At 54.0% G+C, this 22,805-nt stretch carries 19 protein-coding genes and 1 riboswitch; of the genes, 16 read left to right on the forward strand and 3 right to left on the reverse strand.

What is annotated here, in order from left to right; genetic code table 11:
* Positions 1–84: 84 nt before the first annotated feature.
* Positions 85–876 carry an archaetidylserine decarboxylase gene (gene asd / locus AC3WT9_RS19770; protein WP_341379714.1) on the reverse strand — a complete coding sequence of 264 codons (792 nt, stop codon included), beginning with the start codon at positions 874–876 and terminating at the stop codon, positions 85–87.
* Positions 877–965: 89 nt separating this feature from the next.
* The gene (locus tag AC3WT9_RS19775) at positions 966–2,060 is read right to left on the reverse strand and encodes a YheC/YheD family endospore coat-associated protein (RefSeq protein WP_341096020.1); all 1,095 of its coding nucleotides are present in this window, start codon (positions 2,058–2,060) and stop codon (positions 966–968) included.
* Positions 2,061–2,300: 240 nt separating this feature from the next.
* Between AC3WT9_RS19775 and AC3WT9_RS19780 the strand changes: the two genes are divergently transcribed.
* From AC3WT9_RS19780 to AC3WT9_RS19800, 5 genes are all read left to right on the forward strand, one after another.
* Positions 2,301–8,264 (forward strand): WIAG-tail domain, encoded by a 5,964-nt coding sequence (locus AC3WT9_RS19780; RefSeq protein WP_492407813.1) that lies wholly within the window; start codon positions 2,301–2,303, stop codon positions 8,262–8,264.
* Between the two features lie 307 nt (positions 8,265–8,571).
* On the forward strand, positions 8,572–9,420 hold the full coding sequence (locus AC3WT9_RS19785) for a glycosyltransferase family 2 protein (RefSeq protein ID WP_492407814.1): 849 nt from the start codon (positions 8,572–8,574) through the stop codon (positions 9,418–9,420).
* The gene (locus AC3WT9_RS19790; protein ID WP_492407815.1) at positions 9,420–10,442 is read left to right on the forward strand and encodes a glycosyltransferase family 2 protein; all 1,023 of its coding nucleotides are present in this window, start codon (positions 9,420–9,422) and stop codon (positions 10,440–10,442) included. Before AC3WT9_RS19785 ends, AC3WT9_RS19790 begins: the two co-directional genes overlap by 1 nt.
* Positions 10,439–11,176 (forward strand): glycosyltransferase family 2 protein, encoded by a 738-nt coding sequence (locus AC3WT9_RS19795; protein ID WP_341096012.1) that lies wholly within the window; start codon positions 10,439–10,441, stop codon positions 11,174–11,176. The genes AC3WT9_RS19790 and AC3WT9_RS19795 overlap by 4 nt, the downstream gene beginning before the upstream one ends.
* 47 nt (positions 11,177–11,223) lie before the next feature.
* Entirely contained in the window at positions 11,224–11,955 is a 732-nt protein-coding gene (locus AC3WT9_RS19800; protein ID WP_038596028.1) for a sugar phosphate nucleotidyltransferase, read from the forward strand.
* 149 nt (positions 11,956–12,104) lie between these two features.
* Here the strand turns inward: AC3WT9_RS19800 and AC3WT9_RS19805 are convergent, their stop codons facing one another.
* Positions 12,105–12,632, reverse strand: a complete 528-nt coding sequence (locus AC3WT9_RS19805) for a GNAT family N-acetyltransferase (protein ID WP_492407816.1) — start codon at positions 12,630–12,632, stop codon at positions 12,105–12,107.
* Between the two features lie 217 nt (positions 12,633–12,849).
* On the opposite strand from AC3WT9_RS19805, the gene AC3WT9_RS19810 reads away from it, so the two are divergent.
* From AC3WT9_RS19810 to AC3WT9_RS19860, 11 genes are all read left to right on the forward strand, one after another.
* The gene (locus AC3WT9_RS19810) at positions 12,850–13,137 is read left to right on the forward strand and encodes a hypothetical protein (protein ID WP_038596026.1); all 288 of its coding nucleotides are present in this window, start codon (positions 12,850–12,852) and stop codon (positions 13,135–13,137) included.
* A 25-nt stretch (positions 13,138–13,162) separates the two neighbouring features.
* The gene (locus AC3WT9_RS19815; RefSeq protein WP_341096009.1) at positions 13,163–13,507 is read left to right on the forward strand and encodes an alpha-helical endospore appendage domain-containing protein; all 345 of its coding nucleotides are present in this window, start codon (positions 13,163–13,165) and stop codon (positions 13,505–13,507) included.
* Positions 13,504–13,806: a hypothetical protein gene (locus AC3WT9_RS19820; RefSeq protein ID WP_341096007.1), complete on the forward strand. Its 303-nt coding sequence runs from the start codon at positions 13,504–13,506 to the stop codon at positions 13,804–13,806. The genes AC3WT9_RS19815 and AC3WT9_RS19820 overlap by 4 nt, the downstream gene beginning before the upstream one ends.
* Before the next feature lie 3 nt (positions 13,807–13,809).
* Positions 13,810–14,250 (forward strand): hypothetical protein, encoded by a 441-nt coding sequence (locus AC3WT9_RS19825; RefSeq protein ID WP_341096006.1) that lies wholly within the window; start codon positions 13,810–13,812, stop codon positions 14,248–14,250.
* A gap of 207 nt (positions 14,251–14,457) precedes the next feature.
* Positions 14,458–14,997: a GNAT family N-acetyltransferase gene (locus tag AC3WT9_RS19830; RefSeq protein WP_341096004.1), complete on the forward strand. Its 540-nt coding sequence runs from the start codon at positions 14,458–14,460 to the stop codon at positions 14,995–14,997.
* Between the two features lie 168 nt (positions 14,998–15,165).
* Positions 15,166–15,264: riboswitch (purine riboswitch) on the forward strand.
* Positions 15,265–15,328: 64 nt separating this feature from the next.
* On the forward strand, positions 15,329–16,666 hold the full coding sequence (locus tag AC3WT9_RS19835) for a 5'-deoxyadenosine deaminase (protein ID WP_492407817.1): 1,338 nt from the start codon (positions 15,329–15,331) through the stop codon (positions 16,664–16,666).
* Positions 16,667–16,864: 198 nt separating this feature from the next.
* Entirely contained in the window at positions 16,865–17,446 is a 582-nt protein-coding gene (locus AC3WT9_RS19840) for an RNA polymerase sigma factor (RefSeq protein ID WP_342480604.1), read from the forward strand.
* Positions 17,446–18,627: a hypothetical protein gene (locus AC3WT9_RS19845; RefSeq protein WP_492407818.1), complete on the forward strand. Its 1,182-nt coding sequence runs from the start codon at positions 17,446–17,448 to the stop codon at positions 18,625–18,627. Before AC3WT9_RS19840 ends, AC3WT9_RS19845 begins: the two co-directional genes overlap by 1 nt.
* A gap of 160 nt (positions 18,628–18,787) precedes the next feature.
* Positions 18,788–20,686 (forward strand): LTA synthase family protein, encoded by a 1,899-nt coding sequence (locus AC3WT9_RS19850; RefSeq protein WP_492407819.1) that lies wholly within the window; start codon positions 18,788–18,790, stop codon positions 20,684–20,686.
* 9 nt (positions 20,687–20,695) lie between these two features.
* Complete coding sequence (gene wsfD / locus AC3WT9_RS19855) at positions 20,696–22,129, forward strand: glycan biosynthesis hexose transferase WsfD (RefSeq protein ID WP_341095995.1); 1,434 nt, start codon at positions 20,696–20,698, stop codon at positions 22,127–22,129.
* Between the two features lie 135 nt (positions 22,130–22,264).
* A complete protein-coding gene (locus AC3WT9_RS19860; RefSeq protein WP_076110797.1) occupies positions 22,265–22,438 on the forward strand; it encodes an aspartyl-phosphate phosphatase Spo0E family protein in 174 nt (57 codons plus the stop codon).
* Positions 22,439–22,805 lie beyond the last annotated feature (367 nt).

A 22,805-nucleotide genomic window follows, 5' to 3' on the forward strand; every position in this document is an offset into this window, starting at 1 on the left:
TAAGAACTATGAAAAAGGGTACTCCGGCCTGTTCAAGGCTTGCGGAGTACCCTTATATGTTCGTTGTTAGGTTAGGATGAAATGTTAAAGATGACGCTGCAAGGTTCCCAGCAGTTCACCCATCTTGACCTTGGTCTCGCTTGTCAGCCCGGCCCTTGGAGTAAAGGTGCCGCTCTCCAGCAGCAGTACTACGGTTGAGCCGAATTCAAAATAAGCCAGATCATCGCCGATTTGCCATTCCATGGCCTGTTCATCGGTGTAGCGGATGCTGCTGACATTCATTGCGCCTACCTTTACAACCGCTGCTTCCCCATTCGCTCCCGCGATATAAGTAATAAGACGTTCGTTGCGGCTCAGCACACCCTTCATATGTCTCATGCCGAATTCATTGACAGGATAAGCCCGGCCGCGGATATGATCACTCTCGACTTTGCGCCCGGTGAGAGGCGCGTGAATCCGGTGATAATCCGTAGGGCTCAGATACAGCACGAAGAAAAAGCCTTTCTTGTACAGCTCCAGGTGCGGAGAGTGGTTAAGCAGTTCTTCCAGCTCATAATCCTGTCCTTTTACATTCATAATTGTTCCGGAATGAATCTCACCCATGGCGGTAATTATCGCATCCACCGGACTGGCTACGGCATTGTCCCCGCTTGCGACAGGGCGCATCCCCGGCTTCAACCGCCGGCTGAAAAATTCGTTAAGCGTATGATATTGCCGGGACTGCTTCTCCGCTTCAGCAGCGGGAATATGATAGGACTTAATAAATACCGGGATCAAAAAACGGCTGAGTCTGCTATGGGAAAAAGCCCCCATCAACCGGGAAAGCCATCTGTGCGAGGACAGTTCCGTCATCAGCCGCAGCAATTGTTTAACCATGAACATCTCCCTTCCATCATGCAGCAACAAGGCCCCATACCCGGGGCCTTAACCGCTCTGAATTATATTGACATAGAATAGGAGACAAATCAATAAGAGTTATACCGGGAGGCGTCTTCGAGCAGGAACCGGGCGTAAGCCATTGGCCTGCGGTAGCTTTCTTTCCAGGTTCCTCTGAGTCCTGCCTTGAGGAATCCATAACGCTGGTCACGGCCATTGCATTCAATGAAGTAAATCCGTCTGTTGCGGGTGATGCCGATGTCCAGCCCGATGTCGGCAAGCCCGGGAAGACTGTGCTCCAGCTCGCGTGCGATGGCGAGGCTGAGAGTCTGCACTGTCATTCGAAGGTATGCTGCAGCTTCCCCCGGGAAGGCCTGATCCAGCACATAGGAGGCGCTTAGCGCTTCGCCTCCCCGCGCGATATTGGATACGAACCCGCCAGGAGCGGCCAGCTTTGCAAACATGCCGGTCACCTGCCAAGTTCCTCCCCACCCGCGTTGCACCGTGACCCGGAGATCGAAGGGGCGTCCGCCGATTTCAGCCAGCGGGATACGTTCCTGCACCAGATAGGATTCAGCGGCGAGACGCGCCCGAAGCATCCGTGGCAAAGCATCCTGATCCACGAAGCTGCTTACCCATCGGCTAGAACGTGAAGGCAGATAACTCCAGGTCCAGCTCCGTCCGCTGAAGTGAGTAAGACGCATGACCCCTTTGCCGATACTGCCGCGGCACGGTTTGAGGATGAGGTCGGGGTAGAGGTCCATCATCTCCTTGAGACCCGGGAGCCCTGTTGTTGTAACCGGCAGATAGCTCTGCAGGTCTACGTTCTGTTCCAGCAGCCCGTGAATCTGTTCTTTCCCGTAACGGTTGCATGTGTTGTATATCAAAAGGCCCTGCCGAAGCAGCCGCTCGATTCCGCTGCTGCCCTGGCTGTAAATTGCCCGGTTATGGATTACACCCGGTGTGGGGATTACGGCTCTGCGATATCCCTGGGACCCCTTGATATAAGCGACGCTGAATCCGGATTCTGTATCAATGTCGGCCAGCTTCAAAAAGCAGGGGGTCAATCCGTAAGCGGCAGCCGCCTCCTCATAGCTCTCCAGCGACTCCTGTCCCGTTTTTAACCGGGGAACGCCCCGGTGCATAGCGGCATTTAGCAGTATTCCCACGAGCTTTTGCCCCATGTTCGTTCCTCCCGTTATCTTCTGTAGTTACGGCTGTAGCCCTTATGTTCTCATTGTATGTTTGTACGGGGCCATCAGGATGGACGAATGCGCGGCGGCAGAAGCCCTTTTTCGAAAGATAGACGAAGCCGATTTACTTGCAGATTGATTATAGGCAGCCTTGCTGCAAATGGTGTCATCCGCCCACTGGACTGCATATGATGCCTAGAAGAAACAACAGATGGAAGGAGGAGACTGCTTGTGAAGAGCTCCAGAAGGAATCAACAACACAGTTCCAAGAAGCGACTCTATTACGTGGATAATCCCAATAAAAAAGAACTGAGTATGCTGGGAAGCAGTCCAAGGGTGCAAGGGGGATTTGAAACACCCGTCAGCGAGACGGTGGATCCGCCAGACCGGGCCCTGCAGGTTAGTGGTGTGGGCACGGTAGAAGTTGTTGCAGAGCCGGCACAACCTGCCGTACCTGCCGCCCCGGATAAAGAATTGCTGGAGGTGCCGGCAGCAGAAGAAACACTCCAGATTGAGGAGGTGGTTGTCCACGCGCCCGAGCCCGTTCTGCCAGTTCTGGAAAAAGAGCGCCTGCAGCCCGTATATACCGATGATCTGTGCGATGCGGCCGTTACCGGCCAGAAGATTGCTCCGCGCACCATTGACGGCTCTAAGCTGAAATTCGGGATTATCGGTACTCCCTGGCTGCAGGATTATGCGGTGCAGAGCATCAATATCGCGGACAAGGCGATAACGTCCTCGAAGATTGCCCCCGAATCGATAACTGGCGAGCATCTGGCGGAAGGAAGTGTGAACGGCGGCAAGCTGCTGGATCATTCGATCAGCGGCGAGAAGCTTAAGAACGGAAGCATCGGCCCGGAGAAATTGGCTGACCGGATCATCGGAGGAGAACAAATTGCCGACCGGTCCATTGCCAGCCGTCACTTGAGCGAGCTGCTGATTACTGCCGACTTGCTGGAAGATGGAGCCATAACCGGCGAAAAAATTCTAAGCAGCACCATTGTCAGCCGACATTTGGCGAACGGAAGTATCGACCGTTCCAAACTGGCTGATGAGGCGGTATCCGGCGATAAAATCGCCGACGGCGAAATCAGCGGAGTCAAACTGGGCGATGCTGTGATTGAGGGCCGCCATCTGAGCGAAGGCGTCATCACGGCGAAACATCTGGCGCCGGGAGCCATCGGGCCCGAGCAGCTTGCCGGCCGGCTTATCGGCAAGGAGCAGCTCCAGTCCGGCAGCATTGACAGCGGACATCTTGCGGATGCCGCAGTAGGCACGCGGCAGCTGGGAGAGAAGGCTGTACGCAGCCAGCATCTAAGTCCGGAAAGCGTAAATGGCACCCATATCGGCGAGGGGGAAATCACCGCCCGCCATTTGGCGGACCGCAGCATTTCTTTTGTGAAGCTGGCGGAAGGTGCGGTAGGGACGGTACAGCTCGTGGAGCAGGCGGTCACCTCCTCCAAAATCGCCGATCAGAGCATCCTGCCGAATAAACTGGCGGATGAAGCGGTCACTACACGGCATATCGCCAAATCCGCAGTACGCGGACCGCAGCTTGCCATGCAGGCTGTGACCTCGCTCCATCTGCAGCGTGAAGCTGTAGATCAGTCCCACTTGGCCAAGGAATCGGTCGGATCGGAGCAGCTGCAGAGCCAGTCGGTGCTGACGGCTCATCTCGCATCCGGTGCGGTTACCGGTGAACAGCTGGCAAGCGAAGCTGTGGCCGGAGAGCATTTGCGCGCGAAAAGCATTACCGCCGCCAAGCTGGCTGACGGGGGCATCCATGCCGGCAAGCTGGCTGCAGGTGCGGTCACCGGAAACGCTATTGCCCGTGAAGCTGTGAGTGGTGAACATATCGCCTTCTGTACGGTGGAGGAAAAAAATCTGGCCGATGCCAGTGTCAGCGCCCGTGTACTGCAGAATGCCGTAGTGGATTCTGAACATGTGGCGCCGGGTGCCATAGAACGCAGACATCTTGGTGAGAACAGCGTGACGAATTCGGCCCTGCAGTCCGGCTCGGTCACGGGCGATAAGCTTGCCTCCGGCGCGGTGAAGGAAGTACATCTCGCTGCAGGTGCGGTACAGCCGCATCATCTGGCGGATCATGCGGTTACTTCATTGAAGCTATCGCCGGAGAGTGTCTCAACGGATAAGCTCAGTGATCTGGCGGTCACCTCCACCAAGCTGGCTGATGGCAGTGTTACTTCCGCCAAGCTGGCAGCCTTATCGGTGGCTGCGGAGCATTTGACACCAGGGTCGGTTAGCCCCGCGTCGATCAGTGACACGGCTGTGCAAGGCAGACATCTTGCCCCGGGAAGTGTCGGCGGCGCACATATTCGTCCGATGTCTATTGGCAACGGGCATATTATTCCTAGCTCTATCTCATCGATTCAAATCCAGGATGGCAGCATTAGCAGTTCTAAGCTGGTCGAAGGAGCCGTTTCTTCCCTCCATCTGTCTCCAGGCAGTATTGGCACCAGCCATGTGGCGGAGGATTCACTGGAAGGCCGTCATATCAAGCAGGGAGAAATCACCCTGAATCACCTGGCCGCAGAGGTCCGCAGCGCAGAGCTGCTCCCGGATGGCAGCATCGGCGGGGAAAAGCTGGCGGAAGGCTCGATCGGTTCGTTCCAGCTGGCTCCGAGTAGTGTATATGGCGGACATCTTGCGGTCGAAGCCGTGGACAGCCGCCACATCCGCCCTCACAGCATCAAGCTGAAGCATCTGGCGGAGGAGACCCTGACCGCTGATCTGCTGCCGGACGGCAGCGTCAGCACCGCGAAGCTGGCGGCCGGAGCGGTAGGTTCGGAGAATCTCCAGGCGGAAAGTGTGAACGGAGAACATCTCGCGGACGGAGCGGTGGAGGAACGCCATTTGAATCCCGAGATCATCAAGCTGGAGCATCTGACGGCAGAGGTCCGCAGCGCTGATCTGCTCCCTGACGGCAGCATCGGCGGGAAAAAGCTGGCGGAAGGCTCGATCGGCTCCTTCCAGTTGGCTTCGAGCAGCGTATATAGCGGACATCTTGCGGTCGAAGCCGTAGACAGCCGCCACATCCGCCCTCACAGCATCAAGCTGAAGCATCTTGCAGAGGAGACCCTGACCTCCGAGCTGCTGCCGGACGGCAGCATCAGTTCCGCGAAGCTGGAAGGCGGAGCGGTAGGTTCGAAGCATCTCCAGCAGGAGAGTGTACTCGGAGAACATCTTGCGGACGGAGTGGTGGAAGAGCGCCATTTGAATCCTGAGATTATCAAGCTGGAGCATCTGGCCGCAGAGGTCCGCAGCGCAGAGCTGCTGCCTGATGGCAGCATCGGCGGAGAAAAGCTGGCGGAAGGCTCGATCGGCTCCTTCCAGCTGGCTCCGGACAGCGTATATGGAGAACATCTTGCGGACGGAGTGGTGGAAGAGCGCCACTTGAACCCCGAGATCATCAAGCTCGGGCATCTGGCCGCAGAGGTCCGCAGCGCAGAGCTGCTGCCGGACGGCAGCATTGGCGGGGAGAAGCTGGCGGAAGACTCCATCGGGTCCTTCCAGCTGGCTCCGGGCAGCGTACATGGAGAACATTTTGCGATTGATGCCGTGGACAGCCGGCACATCCGCCCCGCCAGCATTAAGCTGAAGCATCTTGCGGAGGAGACTCTGACCTCCGACCTGCTGCCGAGCGGCAGCGTCAGCTCCGCGAAGCTGGCCAAGGGAGCGGTGGGTTCGCAGCATCTCCAGCAGGAGAGTGTTCATGGCAGACATCTCGCGGATAGAATAGTGGAGGATCGTCACTTGAATCCCGAGATCATTAAGCTGGAGCATCTGGCCGCAGAGGTCCGCAGCGCAGAATTGCTTCCGGATGGCAGCATCGGTGGAGAAAAGCTGGCGGCAGGAGTTGTAGGTCCGCAGCATCTCCAGGAGAAGAGCGTGCACGGAGAACATCTCGTAGACGGAGTAGTGGAGCAGCGCCACCTGAATCCCGAGATCATCAAGCTGGAGCATCTGGCCGCAGAGGTCCGCAGTGCAGATCTGCTGCCGGACGGCAGCATCAGCGGGAAAAAGCTGGCGCAAGGCTCCATCGGGTCCTTCCAGCTGGCTTCAGACAGCGTATATGGCGGTCATCTTGCCATGGAAGCCGTGGACAGCTGCCATATCCGCTCTGGCAGCATCAAGCTGAAGCATCTTGCGGAGGACACCCTGACCTCCGATCTGCTGCAGGATGGCAGCATCGGTGGAGAAAAGCTGGCGGCAGGAGCGGTAGGTTCGCAGCAGCTCCAGCAGGAGAGCGTGCACGGAGAACATCTCGCGAACGGAATAGTGGAGGACCGCCACTTGAATTCCGGGATCATCAAGCTTGATCATCTGTCCGCAGAGGTCCGCAGCGCAGATCTGCTGCCGGACGGCAGCGTTGGCGGGAAAAAGCTGGCGCAAGGCTCCATCGGCTCCTTCCAGCTGGCACCGGGCAGTGTATACGGCGGTCATCTTGCGAGCGAAGCCGTGGACGGCCGTCACATCCGCCCCGGCAGCATCAAACTGAAGCATCTGGCGGAGGAGTCCTTGACCTCCGATCTGCTCCCTGACGGCAGCATCGGCTCCGCGAAGCTGGCAACCGGAACGGTAGGTTCACAGCATCTGCAGCAGGAGAGTGTGAACGGAGAACATCTCGCGGACGGAGTGGTGGAGGAACGCCACTTGAATTCCGGGATTATCAAGCTGGAGCATCTGTCCGCAGAGGTCCGCAGCGCAGAGCTGCTCCCTGACGGCAGCATCGGCTCCGCGAAGCTGGCAGCCGGAACGGTAGGTTCACAGCATCTCCAGCAGGAGAGCGTGTATGGCGAACATCTTGCAGACGAAGTGGTGGAGGAACGCCACCTGAATCCCGGGATTATCAAGCTGGAGCATTTGGCCGCAGAGGTCCGCAGCGCTGACCTGCTCCCTGACGGCAGCATCGGCACCGCGAAGCTGGCAGCCGGAACGGTAGGTTCACAGCATCTGCAGCAGGAGAGTGTGAACGGAGAACATCTCGCGGACGGAGTGGTGGAGGAACGCCACTTGAATCCCGGGATTATCAAACTGGAGCATCTGGCCGCAGAGGTCCGCAGCACTGACCTGCTCCCTGACGGCAGCATCGGCGGGAAAAAGCTGGCGCAAGGTTCCGTCGGCTCCTTCCAGCTGGCTCCGGGCAGTGTATACGGCGGACATCTTGCGGTTGAAGCCGTGGACGGCCGGCACATCCAGTCTGGAAGCATTACGCTGAAGCATCTGGCGAAGGAAACCCTGACCTCCGATCTGCTGCCGGATGGCAGCGTCAGCTCCACGAAGCTGGCGGCTGGAGCAGTAGGTTCGCAGCATCTCCAGCAGGAGAGCGTGTATGGCGAACATCTTGCAGACGAAGTGGTGGAGGAACGCCACCTGAATCCCGGGATTATCAAGCTGGAGCATCTGGCCGCAGAGGTCCGCAGCACTGACCTGCTCCCTGACGGCAGCGTCAGCTCTGCGAAGCTGGCGGCTGGAGCGGTAGGTTCACAGCATCTCCAGCAGGAGAGCGTGTACGGCGAACATCTCGCAGACGGAGTATTGGAGGAGCGTCACCTGCTTCCCGAGACCATTAAGCTTGAGCATCTGGCTCCAGAGGTCCGCAGCGCAGACCTGCTCCCTGACGGCAGCATTACCGGAGCGAAACTGGCTTCCGGCAGTGTTGGTGCCGAGCAGCTTGCAGAGAGTGCGGTTGGAACTGACGGACTCCAGGATGAAGCGGTGGATGCAACCAAAATTGCTTCCTTCGCCGTTCAATCCCGCCATCTGGAGGAAGAAAGTGTGCAGGGCTACCATATTGCTCCCGGCGCGGTATCCGGTGACCATCTGGCCCGCGGCGCGGTGGGTGCGGAGCATCTCTCCTTCAGTCCGGTGCAGAGCTCCGGAAACCGGGAGGTGCTGCAGCAGTTCGGAATGACGGCGTTCATGTTCAACGGCGATGCAGAGAGTGTGGAGGTCACTGTCTCTTTCGACGAAAGCTTTGGCCATACCGGCTATGTGCTTGTGGCCATGACAAACCAGCCGTTCTTTCACGCCTCGCTTAAAACAAGAGCCGGCGGAGAGGCTGTAATCCTGGTGAACCGCCTGCGTGAAACCCAGCATTTCTATGGAGTGTTATCCTGGATTGCACTCGGCTCGCCTCCGGCAAAGCCGCCAGAGAACCGGGTATTCGATTAAATACAGAGCCGCTGAAAAAGCGGATAAGAGCGCAGCCGCCGGCTGCGCTCTTGTTCAAATATAAGAATTTATAGGCTTCACGCTATAAATTATCCTTCTATTTCCCGGTGAAACGGATACCGTCCTATTAAGGACGGTATCCGTTTCCACTTGTGTTTATCACCCGGAAAAGTCGGTTGAATACGGGATGGATGACATCTGTCCAAATTTGTGTGTGAAGGGAGACACCCGCCGTTACCCGGAGAAGCGGATTACATAGACTGTGATGTAACCCTAAGCCCGGCAGTATGCCCTGCAAGGAAGGTGGATGAGCTTGAAGCATAAACGAACAGCTGCCCGCCGCACGGGGCGGCGGGCAGCTCGACCAGCGCGGCGGAACTCCCGGCCAGTGCGGCCCGTAGCTGTACGTCCTGCACAGAATCATCCCGAGCCTTACGTGTCGGTTATTATTCCGGCTATGAATGAGGCCAGGACGATTGCCAGTGTGATTGCCGGAGCCAGGGGGGTTCATCCGCGCTGTGAGGTTATTGTGATTGTTAATGGCTCTGCCGATAAAACGGCAGAAATAGCGAAATCTATGGGTGCCCATGTCATCTCTTTCGAGCAGCCGCTTGGACACGATGTTGGCCGAAGTGTCGGAGCGGATGCGGCCAAAGGGGAGGTCCTGCTGTTTACAGATGGGGATCTTGTCATTCCCGCCGCGCAGCTGCGTCCATTCGTAAGTGCAATCCGCGGCGGGACGGATGTAGCGCTTAATGATTATTCCGGGCCGGTCCGCAGCAGGGTTCCGCATCCTGTGGTGCTCTCCAAGTATGCACTGAACATTATGCTCGGACGTTCCGACTTGAAGGGGTATTCACTGACGGCGGTTCCCCATGCGCTCAGCCGCAAGGCGCTTAATGTGCTGGGGAGCGGTCTATTGTCAAGGCCGCCGCTGGCTTATGTCCGCGCATTGCTGGAAGGCTTGAGTGTAAGGGAAGTGCATAAAGTGCCTGTTGGCAAACTGAATGCTGTCCGCCGCAAGCGCGGCGGAAGGGACCCCTTGCAGGAGATTATTCTCAGGGATCACCTCGATGCTGTGTCTCTGCTGCTCGAGCTCAAGGGGGAGAGGGCGGGATTCAGCGACGGCACCCGGCGAAGGGAGATGGTGAGGTAATGGCTACTGGCTATAAGGCCGTATTGCGTTCGAAACGGAGAAGAACGTTATCCGCCGGCACTTCTCCCCGCCGGAGCGGAGCAGGTATTCCGGGCATCAGGAAGTCTGCATCTAATAAAAGAGGGGCAGGTTCATTCGGGGCTGGGAGCTCTTCTGAACGGCTTACGGGGGCGGGATTATCCGTAGCCCGCGGCTCAGCTGTCCGGCGCACGGCCGCAGAAGCATCCGCTGCCGGGAAACCGCAGCGGATGCTTCCGAAATTGCGCGGCTTGCTGTCCGTCATCATCTCGGCAAGAGATGAGGCGCGTACCTTGCCCGGACTCCTGGAGCAGGTGGAGCTTCTGGAGCCGGCGGAGATCATCGTGGTGCTGAACGGCTGCAGTGACAACAGCTTTCAGCAATCCAGAATGTGCACACGGGCAACGGTCGTGCATTGCCCCGAATCGGCCGGTCATGATGTGGGGCGTGCGCTTGGCGCCAAGCTCAGCAGGGGAAATATTCTGCTCTTTCTGGATGGAGACATGAGCATTCCGGCCCGGCAGCTGGCCCTTTTTGCAGCAGCTGTAGACAGCGGAATTGATGTTGCGCTTAATGATCTGGATGGCCTGCTGCCGCCATTTGGCGCAAGTGATGATGTCACCCGCTGCAAGCTGTATTTAAACGGGGTTCTAGGCCGGAGTGATCTTGGGGTGAGCTCCATGACTGCTGTTCCCCATGCCTTGTCCCGCCGTGCACTGGAAACCATCGGTTACCGTGAACTGATGGTTCCCCCGAAAGCGCAAGCCCTCTCCATTCTGAATCGGCTGCGGGTGGAGAAGGCCGGAACGGTTAATGTCATCAAGCATAATCGGCTGCGCAAAGGGAATACGGGAGCCGGCAACGCGGTGGAACAGCTGATTATCGGCGATCATGCGGAAGCGCTGCAGGCGGTTATTGCGCACAGGGAAGCTAGCGGAGTGCTCTCCGGCGAGCGCCTGCAGGAGCAGCGCCGGCAAATGGCTGCCTGGAGGAACCGGTTATGACAATGACCAGTATCATTATTCCGACATATAACAGACTTGAACTGCTGCGGACCTGTGTGGAAGCCATCCGGGCCTATACCGAAACGCCCTATGAAATCATTGTGATCGACAACGCTTCGAAGGATGGTACGGATACGTACTGCCGGACAAATAATCTAACCTTTATCTCCCTGCCTGAGAACCGCGGATTTCCCGTTGCCTGCAATATGGGGATGCAACTCGCTGCAGGCGATGAGCTGCTGCTGCTGAATAATGATGTTGTCGTCTCGCAGGGCTGGCTACGGAACCTTAAGGCAGCACTATACAGTGCACCGGATGTTGGTATTGCCGGTCCCGTGACCAACTATGCCAGCGGCCAGCAGCAGGTCAAGACTGCATACAGTGATATACCGGGTTTTCATGCGGAGGCCCGGCAGGCCAACCTCCAAGATCCCTCGAAATGGATAGAGACGAGACGGTTGGTGGGCTTATGCTTTTTGTTCAAACGAGAGCTGATGGACACTGTTGGACTGCTGGATGAACGGTATTCACCTGGACATTATGAGGATGATGATTATTGCTTCCGCGCCCGGCTGCGTGGCTACCGGCTGCTGATTGCCGGGGATTGCCTGGTGCATCATGAAGGAAGCGCGAGCTTCAAAGAAGTATACTCCTCTGCACTTAAGGAGCTTGTGGAGCGAAACCGCAGGATTTTTATAGATAAATGGCATATGGATCCGGCACAGTTCTTCTGAAATGTTGACCCGAAGACTAAAGACACAGATAAAGAGGAGGAAAGTAAGTGAAAGGAGTCATATTGGCGGGCGGAAAAGGAACAAGACTCTATCCGCTGACCCGGCTTATGAACAAACATTTGCTTCCGGTCGGCAAATATCCTATGGTGTGTTACGGTATAGACCGGTTGCGCCGGGGGGGTATAACCGATATTCTCCTGGTCATCAGCAAGCAGTCTGCGGGGCAGTATACCGATTTTTTGGGCAGCGGTGCGGAATTTGGCGTATCTCTGACTTACAAAATTCAGGAAGCCGCAGGAGGCATCGCGGAAGCGCTGGAGCTGGCGGAGGGGTTTATTCTTCCGGGCGAAAGGTTTATCGTGCTGCTGGGTGACAATCTTTTTATGGATGATCTGACGCCTTACGTGCAGAGCTATCTTCAGCAGCCCGAAGGCACGGCGAAAGTGCTGCTGAAGCCGGTGGAGGATGCGCGGAGATACGGCGTTCCGGTGTTTGACGGCGAGGATTCAACATTGATTGCGTACATCGAAGAGAAGCCGGAGATCCCAAAGACCAACTATTGTGTAACCGGCATTTATATGTACGATGAGGCCGTGTTCGATATTATCCGCCGCGTGTCCCCTTCCCAAAGGGGGGAGCTGGAAATTACCGATGTGAACAACATTTACGCTGCTGACCGCATGCTCAGCTATGATGTGCTTAAGGAATGGTGGAGTGATGCGGGAACATTCCAGTCGCTGCGTGAAGCGGGCGAGAAGCTGAAAGACACGCTGCCTTAAGGGCGGCGTGTTTTTCATTGAAATATAAGAATTTATATATTTCACACGATAACTTATCCTTCTATTTCTCGCTGAAACAGTACCGTCCTTAAAAAGGACGGCAAAGCCGGTTCCACTTGTACAAGAAATGAAGGTTTGGCTGCAGATTATTAATTGGAAGATACAGTATGAGCCGGCCGCGCAATTCTCCACCAGAACAAATCGCCCGTGTCACGGTACATATGCGCGCCCAGATGCTCCAGGACTTTGTGGGAAGCCCAGTTATCCTTTTCGGTATCGGCAATAATCCATTGCGCCCTGGGATCGCTGAAGATCCATTCGCTGATAGTCCGCACTGCCTCTGTAGCATAGCCTTTTCCCCAATGCCTTTCGTCAATGCAGTAGCCTATAATGACCTCGCCTTGTTCATTCGGACAGCCTTTCAGGATGATATACCCGATAATCTGCTGGTGCCTGCGCTGAATAATGGCCCAGTTAGTCAGCCAGAGGTAATTTTCCTCATCCTGCTGCACTCTGGAATGCCTGATCCGCATAGCATACTGCATTTCCTCGTCCAAAGAGGCGCCGCCAGCGTTCAGGCCAAGAGCCTGCTTCAGCCCGGCATAATTCTCTGTGGCGAGCGAGAGCTCCGCTGCGGTTAAAGGCTGCAAATCCAGGTGGTTGCCTGCGAGTTTCATACATTACCTCCAATCCGGTCAGGAACTGATTTCTAATCTATGTATGGTGAAAAATTCAATTTCATTCTCAGAATAATCTGACTTTCCGCAGCTGTCAATCTCCGCCTATTCTCAGCAAAAGTCTTCGGGCCGCGCCAAAGTTACACCAGTTCTCCGCACCGTCAAGGCGCTTGCCGCATATGCTGTAGCAGGGCGTTTGAGCAAAGGAGACATGAAGGTGCAGAATAAAATAACAAAAGTGCTGCAGCACATGGCCCATACGCACGAACAGATGGCGCGGATTCTTGACGCCGAACGCCACGTTGCCGTCCGTATGTCGCAAATAGTCCATGATCTGCCGGATGCGGAGCCTGATTTTGGCGGATTCAGCGGGCTGGTAGAAAGCCACGGTCAGGTTAACAAGAATATTATTGCTTACTTGAACGCGATAGCCGATCTGGAAGAAGCGATGGCTGAAGGGGTAGGCAGAGTCATCAAGGAATTAAACGGTCAGGAAGAAGAGTAGCGATTAAAAGAGCAGGAGGCGGAAGATGAGCAGAGAAAAGGCTTATCTGCAAATGCTGGAGTCGACCGCTACTATCCAGTGGAACATCGCGATGATTCTTGAAGCCAAAGCGGTGGAAGCGGAAAAGGTGAAGCAGTGGACGCAGCATCATATCCACGCTAGAGCGTTCGATACCCATGAAGAGCAGTTGAAGCAATCCCTATCCATTCATGAAGTGATCGTGGAAATGGTGGAAGGGCTGACGAAATTGGAGAATGGGTTGTACAGCAATTTAAAGGCAGTGCTGGGCAGCGGTGAGGAAGAAGGCGGCGGCGAAGGCTTTGGCGGCATGTCCGGTGAAGGTTTTAATTTCGGGGACGACGACAAATGAGCGGCGGGCTTCTCTCCGAACACGCCGTCAAGCTGGAGATGATCCGCTCCATTGCCCGCAGCCAGGCCGCACTCGCCGCGATCTTGGAGAGCATCGCCGAAATAACGGGGCAATCGGAGCTGACAGCCCGCAAGCTAAGTGACAATATCAGAATCCTAAGCCAGTACCAAAGCGCCATGTGCCGGATGATGACCGGTATTTCGCTGCATCAGCCCAAACGGGGGATTCCTGCTGCGCCATGGCTTAGCAAGACATGTGCAGGAGGAACCTCCAGAGTGCATGGAGTACAGGAGGAGTAAAGAATGAAGAGGAAGAAAGCTATCAAGCGTTCAGGCAGGGGAACCCGCAGACGAACATTGTTGCTATCCCGGAAGGCCAGGATCGGCAGAGGCCGCAGCCGCAGAGTTCGTTATGGCAGGCCCAAAAAAGGTCTGTTGGTGCGCAAGAAGAAAAGACAACGCCGCCGGATTGTGCAGAAAATTCAGGTAGTGCATCCGTCTGTGCAGCCGATAGTTCAGCCGGTAGTGCAGCCGCCAGTGCATATGGTACCCGTTCAGGTGGTCCCAGTGGTTGAAGCTCCTCCGGCGCCTCAGGTAGTGCAGCTCCCCCCGGATCTTGGCGTCCCTCCGGAAACGCCGCCGGGAGACGCCTTTCAGCAGGGCTACACCGAAGCATACAACGTGGGGTTCGACGCCGGTTTCGCCAAGGGCTTCGAGGACGGGCATAAGCTGGAGCTGGGCTGAGACATCCAAGGCCAAAGGGTAAGGGGCCAATTAGAGGGCTGGTGAAGGTTAAACCGCCGCTACTCCTCTATAGGCCGCTTCCCTCTGATCCGCCCGCTCTGGAACAGTTGGAAAGCTCTGGTCTATTGATTGTGCTTCCGGTTATGGTAGACTTCTTTACAGAATCCTTGCCGGATTCAAATGTCGATGGAAAAGTGGAGGGTACACATGAGCGGTAATAAGATTCGGAAAGCGCTGAGGGAAGAAATCGGGGAAATTATGGAGCTGATTGCCAAATGTGTACAGGTTATGCAGGCCGGCGGAAGCGACCAATGGGATGAGAGCTACCCTAACCGGGAAGTTATCGGTCTGGATATCGAGCGCGGCACACTGTATGTCTATATCGACAATGAAGCCATTGCGGGTATTATTGTATTGGACGAGAATCAGGCGGAGCAGTACGGGGAGATTCGCTGGTCGCAGGAGCAGGGACGGCATTTAATCATGCATCGCCTGGCTGTTCATCCGGAGGTGCAGGGCAAGGGCATCGCGCGCAAGCTGACCGCTTTTGCCGAGGAGCATGCTGTGAACTGCGGATACAGCAGCATCCGGCTGGATACATATATGAAGAATACCAAAGCGCTTAGCTTATATCCCAGACTTGGCTATGAGCGCAGGGGTGAAGTCTCCTTCCCCGGCCGCACAGCGAATTTTCCGGTATTTGAGAAGGTGCTGGAAGGCGCGGCGAAACTGGACGGACAAGCCTAGGAATATTTCCTGCAAAAACGTATTATATGTAATGTTAGTTAACATTAAAAACGGTTGATCTAACCTTTTTAGGAGTTTTTCATCATTTTTTTAAGAATTTATACATTTGTATGTAACTTAAGTTGACAACAAACTTATCCTTACTTTATGATGAGACTATTCAGAAAGCAATTGAATAGTCTTTTCTTTCGTATATCCTTAATAATTGGTTTAAGGGTCTCTACCGGGAACCGTAAATTTCTGGCTACGAAAATATGCTGCGGCATATTTTTGTGGCCTTTTTGTGTTATTTGCGACAGCTAACTGTTATCTGACAAGGGGGAATCGGACCATGGCGAACATACTGATCAAACATGCGGAGATTATTACGATGAACAAGCAGGAGGAGATTCTTTACGGGGACATCCGCATTAAGGACAGCCTGATTGTGGAAATCGGCAGCGGGCTGCAGCCGCAGGACGGTGAACGGGTCATTGAAGCGAAGAACCGTACGGTCATTCCCGGTTTTGTACAGACGCATATTCATCTATGCCAGACGCTCTTCCGCGGCAAGGCCGATGATCTGGAGCTGATGGATTGGCTGCGCAAGCGGATCTGGCCGCTGGAAGCGGCGCATGATGAGGAATCACTCTATTACTCCGCCATGCTGGGCATAGGAGAGCTGATTTCCAGCGGCACAACGACCATTGTGGATATGGAGACGGTGAACCATACGGACTATGCTTTCCAGGCCATTGCCAAGAGCGGCATACGCGCCCTGTCCGGCAAGGTGATGATGGATCAGAAGAATGACGAGGTTCCGGCAGCCCTGCAGGAGGAGACGGCTGCCTCTCTACAGGAGAGCGTGGATTTGCTGGAGAAATGGCATGGGTATGGCGGGGGCCGGATCCAGTACGCCTTTTCGCCGCGTTTTGTCATCTCCTGCACGGAGCTGCTGCTGAAGGAAGTGCGGGATCTGTCAGCCCGCTATGGAGTTAAGGTGCATACCCATGCTTCGGAGAATTTGGGAGAGATCGAGATTGTTCAGGCAATGACCGGCATGCGCAATGTCGTCTACCTTGATCATTTGGGGCTGGCGAATGACCGCTTGATTCTCGCGCATTGTGTATGGCTGGATGACGAGGAGAAAATGATTCTGCGGGACCGCGGGGTACATGTCAGCCACTGTCCGGGCTCCAATCTGAAGCTGGCCTCCGGGATTGCCGATACACCGGGGATGCTGGAGACCCACATCCATCTCAGTCTCGGTGCAGATGGTGCGCCCTGCAACAATAACCTGGATATGTTCAATGAGATGCGGCTCGCTGCAATCATCCAGAAACCGCAGCATGGGCCGACCACGATGGATGCCAGAAGTGTCTTTCGGATGGCGACCATCGGCGGGGCCAAGGCGGTAGGCATGGAAGACAAGATCGGCAGCATTGAGGTAGGCAAAAAAGCCGATCTGGCGATTCTCAACCTCTACAATTTTCATACCTTCCCCTCCTTTGATGTAGACCCGATTTCCCGCATTGTCTATTCCGCCACCCGGGCAGATGTGGAGACAACAATCATCGACGGTGAAATCGTGATGGATCAGGGTCTGTTGAAGACGGTCGATAAAGAGGTTGTGCTGCATGAGGCCAACCGTTCTATTCAAAGACTGCTGGCGCACTCTCCGCTAGGCTGAAGCATTGACCGTTTGAATCGGAAAACGTTATAATTTATGGAAGAATGTTCATTAATTTGAGAATCGGCACTTATTACAATGTTTGATCCATCCTATCATTTGGCGGGAGGCTGCGGCCTTCCGTTTTTTTGCTGCATCCATAAAGAAATTTTGCCAAACGGGAACCCGTTAGCTGGCAGTGAGGTCATATGTAGTGAGGTGAATGTATTGGAACTCGATAATCTTAAAGCTGCAGAAACAATGGATGAAGAACAGCTGAGGCGAATCATGAGCCTGTATGGCGAGGATATCTGGCATTATATCTATTACCTCACCGGCAATTCCGAACAGGCGGATGATCTGGCGCAGGAGGTATTCGTCAAATGCTATTACCGGATCGGGACCTACCGGGGAACTTCCACGCTGAAGGCGTGGCTGTTCACGATTGCGCGTAATACGGTGTTTTCCTACCGCAAATCACGTTTCTTCCGATCAGGCCTGTGGGGCGGAGTTCAAACCCTGAGTCCTTCCGGCTCCGGCAATGAAGGGTTTGTGCTGGAACAGACCGGCATTACCCGCTCGGCGGAGATGGAGTATCTCGGCAACCGCCAAATCGACGACATTTGGAGCATTATTATGAAGCTGCCGGATAAATTCCGTGAAGTGCTGGTGCTCGATTTAAGAGCGGAGCTGTCGGTAAAAGAAATTGCCGGGCTGACCCGGTTATCTCCGGGAACCGTCAAATCCAGACTGCACCGTGCGCGGCGTAAGGTCCAGGAAAGTATAAGGGGGTTGGAGTGATGCGGGAACGGAAGCCTGAGTGGTATGAACGGGCCAAAACAGGGCCATTCGAAGAGGTGAAATTTACGGATGTGCATGTGGATAAGGTTATGCACCGGGTGAAGGAAGGCGAGCCGCACCAGGAACGGAAAGGATTTAAATTCCGCGCGGGCATAGCCGCGGCTGCCGGAGTTCTGCTGCTTGTGGGAGCAGGGGTGTTTTACCTGGGAACCGGACCTTTTGGCGAAGGAAACACCGCCGGTCCTTCCTATCAGCATGAAGAAACCGCCGACGTTACGGAGGCCGGGATGATCAAGACGGCAGAGAAGACGATGCAGGAGCAGCTCGGCAAGAAGCTGCTCTTTCAAAGCATAGAACCTCAGGCGGGAGCGGATCAGGTCCGGGTTGTTTTTAGAAACGGCGAAAATTATGCATATGTCTGGGTCAGCACGGAGACGGGGAAAGTGATGATGTACCATATGAGCGCTATATTCGGTCCTGAAGAAATTGATGACGATATTCTGGGCAAGGCCAAGGAGAAGCTGCGGGAGCTTGGATATAAGGGAGAGTTCAAAGCGGATAGGTTGACACGGCTTGTGGATTACGGGCGTGTTCCCAATCAGGCCGCACAGGTGAGCGAGAACCTGTTCTCGGGAGAGGCGGAGATTGGTTATGTGAACGGGAAATATGTCGGGGCTTACTTTGAGGTGGGTCAGGAGGAGATAGGGGAAGACTTGAAGCAGACCGGGCTGAATGCGATGAGCAATTTAAGAAGTGGCACGGTTAAGCTGAATAAAGCAGCCCGCAACACGGGAGGGGGAATGGATGGGGAAATCACTTTGTTTTATGGACCGGATGCATCCGCATCTTCGTTTGTAAAGATGAATTATGTTACTCATGCGGTCCTGGAGGTTACCGATCTGTCGCTGGCCCCAGCCGATCCGGCTAGTCCTGAGCAGCGTACCGAACAGGACCAGAAGCTGCTGGATATGGAGAATGCCAAGCTGCAGAGCGCGGCGGCAGCTGTTGCAGATGGAATATTCGGCATTCGGCTGGAAGACTACACGCTGGTCAAGAATCAGTCGAGGCCAGGAACCGTTACCTTTGAGAGTGGGGGAACGGCACCGGCAATCGAGGCCACCTATAATCTTGAAGGGGTCATTTACGGATTAGGTATATGGCGTGAAGCGACTCCATATTAAGGGGGGTTGTTAATGTATTTTAAGAGGGATGTGTGCCTGCATGAGGCCGCATCCCTCTTTGATATACATAACAAGTATTGCTATACTAGAGAAATCTGATATTTTACTGAAAATAAGAGTGGAATTTACAAAAGAGATTAAAGATGAATAAGGAGAACTAATGAGCGAGAACAAAGTTGGGCTGGTGCATGCCCATTTCTTTATTGTGGCCGGACTGATCTGGCTGAAGCTGCTGCTGCTGAGAATACTGTTTTTCGACCGGATTTCCTGGGAATGGATTGCGGCGGATATTGCTCCGGTTCTGCTGATTATGGGGATTCTGGCGCTGATTGTACCGGGACGGATGAAGACGGCGGTCTACTGGAGCTTTAACGGAATATTGTCGCTGCTGCTGTTTGCGTCCAGTGTCTATTTTAACCATTTCGGGTCGGTTCCGACCTATTTGGCTTTCTATGAGCTGAATCAGGTTTTTGAGGTAAAAGAGAGCGTGGAATCGACCATCGAGTACATTGATTACCTGTTTTTTGCCGATATTGTAATCATGATTCTGTACGCCTTGACCCGCAGATGGCGGAGAGGTACAGCTTACCCGGTGCGGAGCTGGCGGTCTCCCCGTGGGCGGAGAGCCCAACTGATCGTCATTCTCGCCGCGATTATAGGCGGCGCTTCGCTGTCGGTCTACTCCGTACATGCGGCAAAGGGAATCACCAATGAGCTGGTTCAGGCGGAGAGCGCCGGATTTCTGAATTACGAAGTGGTGGCTGCGATCAAAGCCCAGGAGGATAATGGCCTGATTGGAACCGGAGATATCAAGGATACGATTGCCAAAGTAACGGAACTTCAGTCTTCTTATCCATACAGTGATAAGGCCCCGGGGGCGGTACCGGATTTGTTCGGCTCGCAAAAGGGCAAAAATGTAATTGTCATCCAGATGGAAGCCTTTCAGAATTTTCCGCTGCATCAGTCGCTGGACGGTCAGGAATTAACGCCGGTGCTGAACCGCTTAGCCGGAGAGGGCTTTTATTTTCCGCATGTCTATCAGCAGATTGGTCCGGGCAATACCTCGGATGCTGAATTTATGAGCAATACCTCGATCTATCCGATAGGCACGCTTGCGATGTCAACGGGCTTCGGAGACCGGGAGCTGCCAAGTCTGCCCCGTCTTTTACGGGATAAAGGCTACGAAGCTTACACCTTTCATGTGAACAAGGTGGGGTTCTGGAACCGCAATCAGCTGTATCCGGCGCTGGGCTTTAACGGCTATTATGATAAGGGCTATTATACCAATGATCATTTCAATGCTTTCGGCGCTTCCGATGAGCAGCTGTATATTACAGCAGTTGATGAACTGGTGAAGCTGCAGCAGAAAGGGACACCCTTTTATGCTCAGCTGGTAACCGCCTCCAGCCACCACCCGTTCAAGATCCCTGATGCTGCCAAAAGAATAACGCTGCCGGAGGATTTGCAGGATACCATGCTCGGTGATTATTTAACGGCAATCAATTACACCGACTATGCCATCGGGACGCTGATTGAAGGACTGAAGCAAAACGGGCTGTGGGAGAACACCGTGCTGATGCTGTACGGCGATCACTTTGGACTGCAGCCTAAGGATGTGCCGCCGGAGCAGGTGGAAGCTGCGCTGGGAACGAAATATGATTCGCGGGTAAGCCGATTCAACATCCCGCTTATTATTCATGTTCCGGGCATGGAGCAGGGGCGGGTCGTGGACCGGACCGGAGGCCAAATGGATTTCGTTCCGACTCTGGCCAATTTGCTGGGAATTCCGCTGAGAGAAGAAGGTTATACGGCGTTCGGGCAGGATCTGCTTAATGTTGACCACAATGTTGTGGGCATGCGTTACTATCTCCCCACGGGTTCCTTTTTTAACGATGAAATTATGTTCGTGCCGGGTAAAGGCTTCGAAGACGGTGAAGCTGTTTCGCTGGAAACGCTGGAGCCTGTGAAGGATTTCAGTCCATACAAACAAGACTATGACTATATCCTGAAGCTGATGGGCCTGTCTGATGAATATGTGAAGCTGCTTCCGCAGCGCTAGGGGGAGACTATGAAAAGACTATTAAAGGCAGAGGTACTTGCGGCTCTTGCCGGGGGCGGGCTGATTATTTATCTGCTGTTCCTGAAGCCGTTCGTCGGAGTTGCCGATAATGGTGACTTTCTGCGTATGATGAATACGATCGGCTTGAATTACTATGAGGCTGTGGAAGGTTATGCTGACCGCTTTTTCAGCTTCAGCCATTCCAGATTTTCTTATGATAATTTGTTCCGGGGGTTTTATCCTTCGTCGCAAATTTTGCTGGTGCTGGTGCCAAGGCTCATTTCCGGCCTTTTCCACGGCAGCTATTTCGATATTCGCCTGCTGGGTGCCGTTTATGCTCTCCTGCTGCTGGCAGCCACCTGGCTGATTGTTAAACTGGGCACAGGCCGTTCCTACATTACGGGACTGGTGCTGGGTGCGGGAATGCTGTTTGTTTTTTATGACATCGGATATTTGGCTTATTTCAATTCGCTGTTCGGCGAACCCGTGTCGATGGTATTTATGCTGCTCACATTTGCGCTGGGTCTGAGACTTGCCGGACAGGAACATCCTACGGCGAAAGGGTTGACGCTGTTCTTTATTGCCGTGCTGTTCCTGATCTGCTCCAAAATCCAGAATGCGCCGGTGGGCATAGCATTTGCACTGATCTTCCTGCGGATGGCTATACTCAAGGGATCAGGCAGCTGGAAAAAGCTGGCCCGGTGGTTTGCGGTAGCGGTATTTCTTGTGTCAGTCATTATGTATGTGGGGGCACCCAAGGAACTGAAGCATATCAATCTCTATCAAACGGTATTTTTCGGAGTTCTGAACGAGTCGCCGGATGTGCGGGGGGATTTGCGCGATCTGGGGCTGCCGGAGCGGCTGGAGGTGCTGGCGGGTACGAATTATTTTCAGGGAGATACAGCCATCAAGCAGGATGATCCTTCACTGACGCCGGATTTCTATGACCGGATGTCCCATAAGGACGTGTTGTTCTTCTATCTAAAACATCCTTCCCGCTTGATAGACAATATGAAATATGCTGCTGAGAACAGCATGTCTATCCGTCCTTATTATCTAGGGAGCTATGAGAAGAACGAGAATAAGCCGGCAGGTGCAATCGCCTATACTTACAGCGCCTGGAGCCAGTTTAAAAACAACCATATTCCGCATACCCTCGGTTTCCTCGTTTTGTTCTATCTGGTGTATTACGGCGGAGTGCTGTTCGAATATTTCCGTACCCGCGAATTACGCGGGCGGATAGCCGGTGAGCTGATGATGCTGCTGGGCCTGATCGGGTTGTTCTCCTTCCTTGTACCGATCCTGGGCGACGGACGTGCGGATATCGGCAAACATTTATTCCTGTTCAATGTGTGCTTTGATATGATGGTCGTAGCTATGCTGGGCTGGGTGGTGCATAAGCTCGTAGGTGCAGGAAAATACTTTGCAGGCCAAAAACGTTAGGCGCTGAAAACTTACCCAACTTGGCATTCTGCAGAGGAATTGACCCTTAACTGATTATGGAATACAATGTGTTTGGAACTTTAGTAAATAACAAGAAATCGGCTTGAAACAGCCTCATCCAATAAGGGGGCCGCTATGGGAAATGATGAACACAAGGATAGAATTGAACAGGCAAGACAGGAATTGAATAGAATGGCCATTGAGTATGGAATGAATGATTTAAGAGTGCTTCGCCAATCTGTTAAGCTGGATGCTCTTCTGAACGAGTATACCGATTGCCTCACGGACAAGGACGATCAGCTCTACTAGAGTATAATAGGAAGTAATTTTATAGATGAAGACACTTTAACGGCAGCCGTTAGGGTGTCTTTTTTTAAATATAAGAATTTATATGTTTCACACGATAACTTATCCTTCTATTTCTCGCTGAAACGGTACCGTCCTTAAAAAGGACGGCAAAGCCGTTTCCACTTGATGTACAGGAAATTATGAGAGGCAGAAGTGCATTTGATTTCGCCATATGAGGGGGAGATGGGGAAATGAGAGGCAGAAGTGCATTTGATTTCGCCATATGAGGGGGAGATTGGGAAATGAGAGGTAGAAGTGCATTTGATTTCCCATATGAGGGGGAGATGGCAAAATGAGAGGGCACGTACAACAATATGTGTCACGATAG

It is taken from the genome of Paenibacillus sp. EB106-06-01-XG199, assembly GCF_058791575.1.